Raw genomic sequence first — 10,151 nt, forward strand, 5'->3', positions numbered from 1 at the left:
GCCACGGTGCGTCGTCGGATGCCTGACGCGGCATGGGTGCGGCTCCCGGGCGGGGCGATCGGACCCGCCGCGGGTATCGTCGCGTCGACTCAGCTCGCTTTCCAGACGCGGTTCATCGGACGGTTACGACGGAGCGATCGGGGCCGACGATCGACCGCTCGTCGGCCGTTCTCGTCTCGGAGAGGAATTCGGCCGGGCCGTCCCGTAGCCAGGGTGGGGACGGGGAGCTGAGGTCGAGCCGGGCGATGGCGAAGGTCCCGGGACGAAGCGTCAGGATCAACCGGCACGCAGAATCGCTGATCGCCGAGCCTCCGGGGAGGAGTCAGGCTGTCGGTGGCGCCGGACCTCCGAGCGCAGCCCGCTGGGCACCGCCGACGTCGTCGGGACCGACCGGGACGGAACGGTGGCGGGTGCCAGGCTCTCCTCCCGGACCCGGCCGACGCCAGGCCCCACGAGCTTCCCAATCCTCCACGGGAGCCTGGGAGTCGGATCGAAGGGATTCCAGGAGGGGAAACCGTCGAAGCGGTGCGTCAGGATGCCCCTCGGCTCAGGCGCCGACGGCCTTCTTGCGGTCCTTGGCGGAGCGCTCGGCCCGCTTGCGGTCCTCCTCGCGCAGCTGCTTCTTGCGGAGCCGGATCCTGGTGGGAGTGACCTCGACCAGCTCGTCGTCCTCGATGTATTCCAGGGCGATCTCCAGGGTCAGCTCCCGGGGGGGCTTGAGCAGGATGTTCTTGTCCGATCCGGATGCCCGCATGTTCGTCAGCTTCTTCTCCTTGGTCGGGTTGACGACCAGGTCGTTCTCTCGGACGTGTTCGGCGATGATCATCCCCTCGTAGACGTCGTCTCCCGGGGCCACGAACATCGTGCCGCGCTGCTGGAGCCCGTCGAGGGCGAAGGCGATCGCCTGGCCTCCGCAATTGCTGATCATCACGCCGTTGGGGCGTCGGGGGATCTCTCCCCGGAACGGGCGGAACTCGTGGAAGTTGTGGTGCATGATCGCCTCGCCCTGGGTGGCGCTCAGCAGCCGGGTGCGGAGGCCGAGCAGCCCCCGGGCGGGGATCACGAACTCCATGTGGGCGTAGGAGCCCTTCAGGTCCATGTTCAGCAGCTCGCCCCGGCGGTTGCCGACCAGCTCCATCGCCGGCCCGCGGTGCTCCTGGGGCACGTCGATGACGAGGTACTCGTAGGGCTCGTGCTTCACGCCGTCGATCACCTTCACGACGACTTCCGGCTTACCGACCGACAGCTCGTACCCCTCGCGCCGCATCGTCTCGATCAGGACCGAGAGGTGGAGCAGCCCTCGGCCGGAAACCATGAACGAGTCTCGGTCTTCCGTCGGCTCGACCCGCAGCGCGACGTTCGAGCGCAGCTCCCTGTCCAGCCGGTCCTTCAGGTGGCGGGAGGTGAGATAGTCGCCCTCCCCGGCCAGGGGAGAGTCGTTGATCGTGAAGAGCATGCTGAGCGTCGGCTCGTCGACCTCGATCCGGGGCAGCGCTCGGAGGTCGTCGGCGGAGGAGACGGTGTCGCCGATGTCCACGTCGGCCAGGCCGACCAGCGCGACGATGTCGCCGGCCGAGGCGGACTCGACCTCGACCCGGCCGAGCTTGTCGAAGGCGAGGACCTGGTTGATCGTGCCCGGCACGACCCGGTCACCGGCCTTGAGCAGCGCCGCCGGCATCGCCTTGCGGACGGTCCCGGACACGATCCGGCCGATGGCGATCCGGCCGACGTACTCGGAGAAGTCCAACGTCGTGCAGAGCAGCTTGAACGGCCCGTCGGCGTCGACCTCGGGTCCGGGGATCTTCTCGACGATCAGGTCGAGCAGCGGCCGGATGTCTCCCGATCGGGCCTCGGGGTCGTGCGAGGCGTAGCCGGCTCGGCCGGAGGCGAACAGGTAGGGGAAGTCGAGCTGCTCGTCATCGGCCCCGAGCTCGATGAAGGTCTCGAAGACCTCGTCCAGCACCTCCAGCGGACGGGCATCGGGCCGGTCGATCTTGTTGACGACCACGATTGGCCGGAGCTGGTTCGCGAACGCCTTGCGCAGGACGAACTTCGTCTGCGGCATCGGCCCCTCGAACGAGTCGACCAGCAGCAGGCAGCCGTCGGCCATCTGGAGCGTCCGCTCGACCTCGCCGCCGAAATCGGCGTGGCCGGGGGTGTCGATGATGTTGATCTTCGTCGCGCCGAAGCCGATGGCGATGTTCTTGGCGAGGATGGTGATGCCCCGCTCCCGCTCCAGGTCGTTGGAATCGAGGATGCACTCGCCCACGAGCTGGTTCTCTCGGAACGAGCCCGACTGGCGGAGCATGGCATCGACCAGGGTGGTCTTGCCGTGGTCGACGTGGGCGATGATGGCCACGTTTCGGATGTCGTCGCGTCGGGTCATGTTCGGGAGGTCTTCCGGCGGGAGCCGGCTCGGTGGATCGAGGGTCGTCTTACCTGGCGGGAGGTTCGGGAGGGCAATCGTGCACCATCACGATACGACCTGGCCGGGTCACCCGGCAAGATCGACCGCACGATTGCCGATCGCCCCCCCGGATTCGATCCCTCCTCGACCCGGTCCCCCGGGCGGTTCGCCGGGCCGGCGATCGGGATTGGGAAGGCTTCCCGTCCCGAGGCGCCGGGGAACCGGGATTCGGTTAGAATGGACAATCCCGCCGCTTCGGGGACCGATTGCGTTGCTGATCCCCAGATCCCCGGGACGAGGCCGGACGCGGATCCACCGATGACCGAACAGCCATCCCCTGCTCCCCCGAAGCCGATGGTCGGCGTGGTCATGGGCAGTCAATCCGACTGGGAGACCATGCGCCATGCCTCGGAAGTGCTCGACGCGCTGGGAGTGCCCCACGAGGTCCGAATCGTCTCGGCCCATCGGACGCCGGATCGACTCTTCGCATACGGCAGGCAGGCGGAATCGCGGGGCCTCCAGGTGATCATCGCCGGCGCCGGCGGGGCGGCCCACTTGCCGGGCATGTTGGCCTCGGTCTGCGAGCTGCCGATTCTGGGGGTCCCCGTGGAGAGCAAGGCCCTCCGGGGCGTCGACTCCCTGCTGTCGATTGTGCAGATGCCCCGGGGGGTTCCTGTGGGCACGCTCGCCATTGGTCCCTCCGGCGCGGCGAACGCGGCGTTGCTGGCGGCGGCGATTCTCGCCCGGCAGGATTCCGGGATTCGAGACGCCTTGCGGTCGTTCCGCGCCTCCCAGACCGATCGGGTTCCGGAGTCTCCCGCATGAGCCTCCTCGGACCCGACCCGCTCCTGCCCCCGGCCTCGATCGGGGTGGTGGGGGGCGGGCAACTCGGCCGGATGTTCATCCAGGCGGCGCAGCGGATGGGATACCGGACGGTCGTCCTGACCGACGAGGCCGACGGGCCCGCCGCCCAGGTCGCCCACGAGGTCGTCCTCGGCCGGGACGACGACCTGCTGGCCCTCAGGCGATTCGCCGCTCGGGTCCAGGCCGCGACCGTCGAGTTCGAGAACGTCTCCGCCGCCGGGCTTCGCTGGCTGTCCGGACGGATCCCAACCCGCCCCGACTGGCGGGCGGTTCGAGTGAGCCAGAATCGGTTGCGGGAGAAGGCGTTCCTGGCCAGGAACGGCCTGCCCACCGCCCCTTGGCGTCCCGTCCGATCCGACGCCGAGCTTTCCCGGGCCTGCTCGGATCTCCCAACGCCGATCATCCTCAAGACGGCCTCCTCCGGCTACGACGGCAAGGGGCAGCGTCGCGTGGATCGCCCCGAAGCGGCCCCGAAGGCCTGGGAGGAGCTCGGCCGGCTCCCCTGCGTTGCCGAGGGGGTGGTTGCCTTCGCCGCCGAGGTTTCGGTTCTCGTCGTTCGGGGGGCCGACGGCCGATCGACCACCTTCCCGGTTGGCTTGAACCGCCACGTCCGGCATATCCTGGATGCCACCCTCATGCCCGCCCCGATCGGTCCGATCGCCTCGCTCGAGGCCAGGGAGCTGGCCCTCCGGGTGGCCGAGGCGCTTGACTATGTCGGGGTTCTCTGCGTCGAGTTCTTCCTCACGCCCGAGGGAGGCTTGAAGGTCAACGAGATCGCCCCTCGGCCGCACAATTCGGGGCACTTGACGATCGAGGCGGCCGTCACCAGCCAGTTCGAGCAGCAGGTCCGAGCCCTCTGCGGCCTGCCGCTCGGCCCGACCGATCTCCGGTCCCCAGCGGCGATGGTCAACCTGCTCGGCGACCTCTGGACGAACGGCCCCCCGGACTGGTCGGCCTCGCTTCGCTCCGAGCCGGCGGCCGCGCTCCACCTCTACGGCAAGGGAGCCGCGCCGGTCGGCCGCAAGATGGGCCACCTGACCGTGCTCGATCGCGACCCTCAGAATGCCCTGTCCCGGGCGATGGCCGCTCGACGTTCGGCCGGCGGCGGGGCCCGCTCCGGATGATTCCCGATGATCGGGCCGAGCGCCTGGCCCCTCGGGGCCGAGTCTCGGCGTTCTCCCGAATCCTCTGGGCGCTCCAGGGGCTCGGCGAGGGAGCGTCGGGGGCCGTCCCGGGGCGTTCCCGGCTCGTCGGCAGGGTCGTTCGAGCGGGAGGGACCGGCCCTGTCGAGCAAGCTCGGGAGGCCGATCCCGGCCGATCCCCCCTCCCCTTCCCTCCCCAGGCCGAGGCCTTCCCATGAACGCCGACGACCTCCCTGCCGGTTCGACCGCCCGCACGGCGACGCCGCTCCGGCCTTCGGGCAAGGTGTCGATCGACGGCGCCCTCGTCCATGCCCGGGCCGAAGGCGAGTGGTTCGACGCCGGCCAGGAGGTCGCCATCCTCCGGGCCGATGCCTTCGGCCTGGTCGTCGGCCGGCCGGGGACCACCAGCCTCTCGGCCGGGAGCCGGCCCGGGGGGCGACCTTCGCCCTCGGGGGAGGAGGACGAGGGGGCGCGGGCGATCTCCGAAGGGGCCTCGACCGCCGGTGAGCGCTATTTCGTGGGCCTCATGGCGTTCGCCGCGCTGGGGACCTTCCTCGGCGGGGTCGCCGTGCTGGCGATGGCCCTCGTGCTCCCCCCGCTTGAGGTGTTCCGGGCCGTCCCCGCGTTCCTGGTGGGAGGCCCGGCCGTGGGGCTGGGCCTGTTCCACCTCGCGCTGCTGATCGGCCGGGTCAAACGCGGGATCGATCGGATCGGCGGCTTGATCGGCCGAGATCGGTCGAGGTCGGGGCCCTGACCCGGACCTTGGCTTCCCCTTGGCGGTTACAATTGATTGAGGTCGGAACTCCTGTCGCGACGAGAAGGGGGACCGGATCGCCCGATGCGCCTTTCCGAACCGTGGTGGCTGCTCCTGTTGCTCCTGCTGCCGGTCCCCTGGCTGGCCGAACGGGCTCGCCCCCGGCTGCGCTGGCCGTCGCTGAGCCTCCTCCCCCCGAGGGCTTGGAAGGCGGGAGGATCGGGGTGGCGGCGGCAGATTCCCTTGCTCCTGAGGGCGTCCAGCATCGCCTGCCTGGCGGTCGCGATGGCCAGGCCGCAGACGATTGCCGGTCAGACCCGGGTCCGCAGCGAAGGGGTGGCCATCGTCGTGGCCGTCGACTGCAGCCTGACCATGACCGCCGAGGACGTGCCGACCGGATCCGGCGACGGGCCGATCTCCCGGCTCGAAGCCGCCCGACGGACGATCGACCGCTTCATCCTCGGCCGGCCGGATGACCCGATCGGCCTGGTCACGTTCGCGACCTTTCCCGATCTTGCCTGCCCGCCGACCCTCGACCACGACGTCCTCCGCGCCCTGGTCGCCTCGGTCGAGCCGGCCCGGCCGGGGGAGAACGCCACGAACATCGGAGACGCGATCGTTTGGGCGCTGCGGGCGTCGCTCGATGCCGACACCCAACGCCGGGTCGTCATCCTGCTGACCGACGGCCAGAATCAGCCCGATGCCTCGGCCACCCCCGACTGGCTCGACCCCGACGAGGCCGCCACGCTGGTCCGACGGCTCGGCGGCCGCCTCTATGCGATCGGCCTCGGAGCCCCGGGGGGCACCGTTCGGGTGGGGATCCCCGGCACCGGGATCTCCTATCCCGAAACGCTCCTCGAGGGCTACGATCCGGAGGCGCTGGCCCGGTGGGCCGACCTCGCCGGCGGGGCCGCCTTCGGGGCCGAGGACGCCGAGGCCCTCGACCGGATCTTCGACCGCATCGACGCCCTGGAGACCAGTCCCGTGACCGGCCAGATCCGCACTCGGTATCGCGAGGAGTATCCTCCCTGGGTCGCCGCCGCCCTGATCCTGCTGGCGATCGACCGCCTCTCCTCGGCGAGCCGAGCCCGGAGGCTGCCCTGACCGTCGCGGGAGCCCCGCCGAGTCGCGCTCGGCGGCGGAGGAATCGGCCGGCACTCGGCCGATCGCTCCCGGATGATCCTCCTCTCGCAGACTCGGGCCGGAACCGGCCCCGGAACGTCACCAGGAGGCTCGCCTACCTTGGAGTTCGCCCAGCCTCGCTGGCTCTGGCTGCTGCTGATCGCGCCGGCGATCGCGGGGATGGTGTCCCTCTCGGAACGTCGTCGGCGGATCGGGTGGCGACGGCTCGCCCTGCCGGGGCGTCCCCCGGCCGATGGGGGGATGGCCGGGGTGATCGCGAGCATCCTGCTGGTCGTCGCGCTGGCCCAGCCCCGATGGGGGCGGGCCCCCGGGGAACCACTGCCTCCGGGCCGGGACGTTGTGCTCCTGGTCGACGTGAGCTGGAGCATGGCGGCCGAGGACGTCATTCCCAATCGCCTCGGCCGGGCCGTCTCGGCGGCCGAGGACCTGACGCGATCGCTCGGGAGCGACCCAGGAGATCGCGTTGGCCTGGTCGCCTTCGCCGGCCGGGGCGTCGTCCGATGCCCGTTGACGACGAACCTCGGGGCGGTGATCGAAGCGCTGCGAACGCTCCGGCCCGGCGCCGTCGAGCCGGGAGGCTCGGATCTCGGTGCCGGGCTCGACACCGCGATCGGGTTGCTCGACGATGAGCCGAGGGCCGGTGGCCGGATTGTCGTCGCCTTCTCCGACGGCGAGGACCACCTGCCCGGCTGGCTCTCCCGGGTGGATCGGCTCCGGGAGCTTGGCGTGGTGGTGCACACCGTTGCGATCGGAGACGATTCCCGGGGCCACCCCATCCCTGTCGCCTCGGCCGGGCCCGACGGGCGTCCCGGGCCGCTGACCGTCGACGGTCAGGTGGTCCTCTCCCGCCGCGAGGACACCGAGTTGCGCGGCCTCTCCCTCGCCACCGGGGGGGCGTTCATCCCCGTCGGGATCTCCTCGGCCGACCTGGCCGAGCTGTACCGCAGCCGGATCGCCCCGGTCGAGCGCCGGGCCCGGGAGGGAGCCTCGTCCCCGGAACGGGTCGAACGCTTCAGGGTCGTTGTGTTCCTCGCTCTCGCGGTCGGCCTGATCGGCTCCTGGCCCCGTCGCCGACGCCCGGCGACGGCCCGCCCCTGGTGGCGATCCTGGACGCTCCTCGGCCTCGCGATCCTCGGAGTCTCCGGAGGAGCCGGAACCGACCGCCCTCAGACGGCGCCGGAGGCGATCGAGGAGGGCCGCCGAGCCTTCGACCGCGGGGACTTCCCGATCGCCCTCGATCGCTTCGATCGGGCCGCCGAACTCGCCCCGGGCGATCCCGTCCCGGTTTACAACGCTGCCTCGACGCTCTACCAGCTTGGCCGGTTCGAGGAGGCCCTCGACCGCTACCGAGCGGCGAGGCGGCAGGCCGATCCCGCCTTACGCACCAAGATCGACTACGCCCTCGGCAACACCGCCGTCGCCCTCCGGGACATCCCGGCCGCCCTGAGCTTCTACGACGACTGCCTCTCCTCCAGCGCCCCTGGGGACGACCTCGACCGGATCCGACGCTTCGCCCGGGACAACCGCGCCTTCGCCGAACGGCTCGCCAGCCCTGGCTCCTCGACGGCCGACGGACCCGGTCGCTCGACTGGCCCCGAGGGACCCGATCCCGGCGATTCGCCGGGGAGGGAACCGGGGGATGATGCTCCCGGCTCGTCGGGAGACCGGCCGGGTCCGTCTCCTCCCGGCTCCCCCTCCGGCTCCTCCGGAAGCCCTGGGGAGGACGACGCCGGAGGGACGGCGGCCGTGCCTGGGTCCTCCTCCGCTCGATCTCCGGGCCGGGGCGATTCCCCCTCCGATCGTCTCGCCCAGGCGGTCGAGTCGATCCAGCAGGCCAAGGACCGTCGCCTGCCCGACCGGCCCCCCTCCCCTCCGGCCGACCGCCCCGACCGTCCGGGATGGTGAGCCCTGGTCCCCCTCGGGCCGGCTCCCGCCGAGCCTCTCGTCCGGACGCTGCGCAACGCCAAGGAACTGGCCCGGTGATCCCGGAGGTCTTGGGCCGAGGAGCCCTCGGAGCCTGGGAAGTCGAGGGCCGAGGCCCCCCTCGTCGAGGAGCTCCCGAACCGGGGTCGATCCGATCCTGGCCTCCCAACGATCCGATCCTCCGCCGTCCGAGAAATTCGGTAGGATTCCCGTATGATGCGACGACTCCGCCGCACGCTCCCCCGAGCGATCCGATCGAGTCTCGGCGTTGCTCGCCCCGGGTCCGCCGGCCGGGAACCCCCGCCCCGGCCCGAGGCCGTTCCACCCCGCCTCTCGGGGAGACAAGGAACGCTCCTCCCCTCGAACCCTGGCCCGCACCGGAACGGACCCAGGGCCCTCCTCGATCGATCCCCCGGCGTCCCGACGAGGGACGACGGATCGCCTGCCCCCCGGGCCAGGAGGGCTCAACCTCCCCCGGCCGCGTTGAAGAGGCGATCGGGCGATCGACTCCCGTCCTTGGTCGCGGCCCTGGTCGTGATCGGCGTGACGACGGCTTCGGCGCTCTCCCGCCAGGCCGAGCCGCTGCCGGTCCGGGTCGAAGGCCCGCCGGCCGGGCCGCACTCTGTCGGCCAGGCGATTCCAATCCGGGTGCTCGTCTCCGCCGGGGCGACGGAACCCGAGGTCCGGCCTCCCGAGCATCCCCAGGTCGACGTGATCCCGACGGGTCGCCAGGTCCGGCCCATCTCGGCCAGCGCCATCGGCGCGATCGTCGTCGAGTCAAACCTGTACCGATTCGAGTACGTGCTCATCCCCAAGGTGCCGGGCCCGCTGTTGGTGCCGGCCTTCCGGGTGACGGCCGACGGACGATCCGGCGCGACGGGGCCGATCCGACTCGATCCGAAGCCTCCCCCCGCTTCCGGCCGCCCTCCCTGGTTCCTGGGAGGGGTCGGTCCGCTCGAGGTGACGCTGGCCGCTCGCCCCGAGGCGATCCAGCTCGGCGATTCCTCCTCGGTTGACGTCACGCTGACCGGGCCCGGGGCCTTCGGATCGACGATCCGTCCGGCCCTCCGAGGAGCCGACGGCGCCCCGCTCGACGCGACGGTCGAACCGCTCGAGGAGACTCGGGTCGAATGGCCGCCCTCCCGGACCTTCCCCTTCCGAGTCCGGCCCAGGACCCCCGGCGCGATCGCGATCGCCCCGGTGCTCGTCTCCTGGTTCGATCCGGCCTCCGGAGGCTACCGGACGGTGGGATCCGACGGCCTGACGATCCGGGTGGTCGATCCCCCTCGGTTCGATCCCGAGGCGGTCGAGGTGGCGGCCATCCCCGGGGCCGAGGAGGACGGCCCCCGTCGTTCCCGATGGCCCGAGGGGCCGGCGGCGGTGCTCGGGGGCGTGTCGGCCCTGGCGGTCATCGTAATCGTCCTCGCCCGATCCTGGTCGAGGTCGCGGCGGAGGTCGGCTCGACGGTATGCCCTCCTCCAGGCGAGGGCGCTCTCCCGGTGCTCGGGGGTCGTTCGGGCCGAGCGGGCCGCCGAGGCGCTGGCCGGCTATCTCCGGCGGGCGATCGGGCGCCCGGAGGGGGAGTTGACCCCGGAGGAAGCGGCCTCGGCCGTCATCGAGGCGACCGGGGATCCCGCCCTGGGCGACCGAGCCTCGGCGATCGTCGAGCAGGGCGACGCCTTGCGCTTCTCCGGCCGTTCCGAGATCGATGGCGGCACTCCCGCCCTGGACGACGCGCCGGGCTTCTTCCGAGCGCTGGCCCACGACCTCCGACCGGCTCCGGAGCGGTCCGCGCGTTCGGGAGCCGATCCCCGGCGGGGAGGCGGTTGATCGGGGGAGATCCCCGGACTCGGTGAGGGGGCCGATGCGAGGGGCCCCCTCGGCTCGCGGCGGCCCGAGGCCATCGCGATCGGCGGGG

General features: G+C 71.7%; 8 protein-coding genes. 6 read left to right on the forward strand and 2 right to left on the reverse strand.

The window, feature by feature from the left end; genetic code table 11:
* Nucleotides 1–112 precede the first annotated feature (112 nt).
* Together TsocGM_RS28080 and typA are read right to left on the reverse strand one after the other, a co-directional pair.
* The gene (locus TsocGM_RS28080) at nucleotides 113–280 is read right to left on the reverse strand and encodes a hypothetical protein (protein WP_391733072.1); all 168 of its coding nucleotides are present in this window, start codon (nucleotides 278–280) and stop codon (nucleotides 113–115) included.
* A 267-nt stretch (nucleotides 281–547) separates the two neighbouring features.
* Entirely contained in the window at nucleotides 548–2,386 is a 1,839-nt protein-coding gene (gene typA / locus TsocGM_RS25130) for a translational GTPase TypA (protein ID WP_126728216.1), read from the reverse strand.
* A 339-nt stretch (nucleotides 2,387–2,725) separates the two neighbouring features.
* Here typA and purE point away from each other — a divergent pair, with 339 nt between their 5' ends.
* The 6 genes from purE to TsocGM_RS25160 all read left to right on the forward strand — a co-directional run bounded on the left by purE (nucleotide 2,726) and on the right by TsocGM_RS25160 (nucleotide 10,063).
* Nucleotides 2,726–3,232, forward strand: coding sequence for a 5-(carboxyamino)imidazole ribonucleotide mutase (gene purE / locus TsocGM_RS25135; protein ID WP_126728217.1), 507 nt, complete (start codon nucleotides 2,726–2,728; stop codon nucleotides 3,230–3,232).
* Nucleotides 3,229–4,395, forward strand: a complete 1,167-nt coding sequence (locus TsocGM_RS25140) for a 5-(carboxyamino)imidazole ribonucleotide synthase (protein WP_126728218.1) — start codon at nucleotides 3,229–3,231, stop codon at nucleotides 4,393–4,395. The genes purE and TsocGM_RS25140 overlap by 4 nt, the downstream gene beginning before the upstream one ends.
* A 232-nt stretch (nucleotides 4,396–4,627) precedes the next feature.
* The gene (locus tag TsocGM_RS25145; RefSeq protein WP_126728219.1) at nucleotides 4,628–5,167 is read left to right on the forward strand and encodes an NfeD family protein; all 540 of its coding nucleotides are present in this window, start codon (nucleotides 4,628–4,630) and stop codon (nucleotides 5,165–5,167) included.
* Between the two features lie 84 nt (nucleotides 5,168–5,251).
* Nucleotides 5,252–6,271 carry a VWA domain-containing protein gene (locus TsocGM_RS25150; protein ID WP_126728220.1) on the forward strand — a complete coding sequence of 340 codons (1,020 nt, stop codon included), beginning with the start codon at nucleotides 5,252–5,254 and terminating at the stop codon, nucleotides 6,269–6,271.
* Between the two features lie 138 nt (nucleotides 6,272–6,409).
* Nucleotides 6,410–8,215 carry a vWA domain-containing protein gene (locus TsocGM_RS25155; protein ID WP_158633760.1) on the forward strand — a complete coding sequence of 602 codons (1,806 nt, stop codon included), beginning with the start codon at nucleotides 6,410–6,412 and terminating at the stop codon, nucleotides 8,213–8,215.
* A gap of 534 nt (nucleotides 8,216–8,749) precedes the next feature.
* Complete coding sequence (locus TsocGM_RS25160; protein ID WP_158633761.1) at nucleotides 8,750–10,063, forward strand: BatD family protein; 1,314 nt, start codon at nucleotides 8,750–8,752, stop codon at nucleotides 10,061–10,063.
* Nucleotides 10,064–10,151 lie beyond the last annotated feature (88 nt).

The sequence above is a fragment of the Tautonia sociabilis genome (assembly GCF_003977685.1).
Taxonomy (GTDB): Bacteria; Planctomycetota; Planctomycetia; order Isosphaerales; family Isosphaeraceae; genus Tautonia; species Tautonia sociabilis.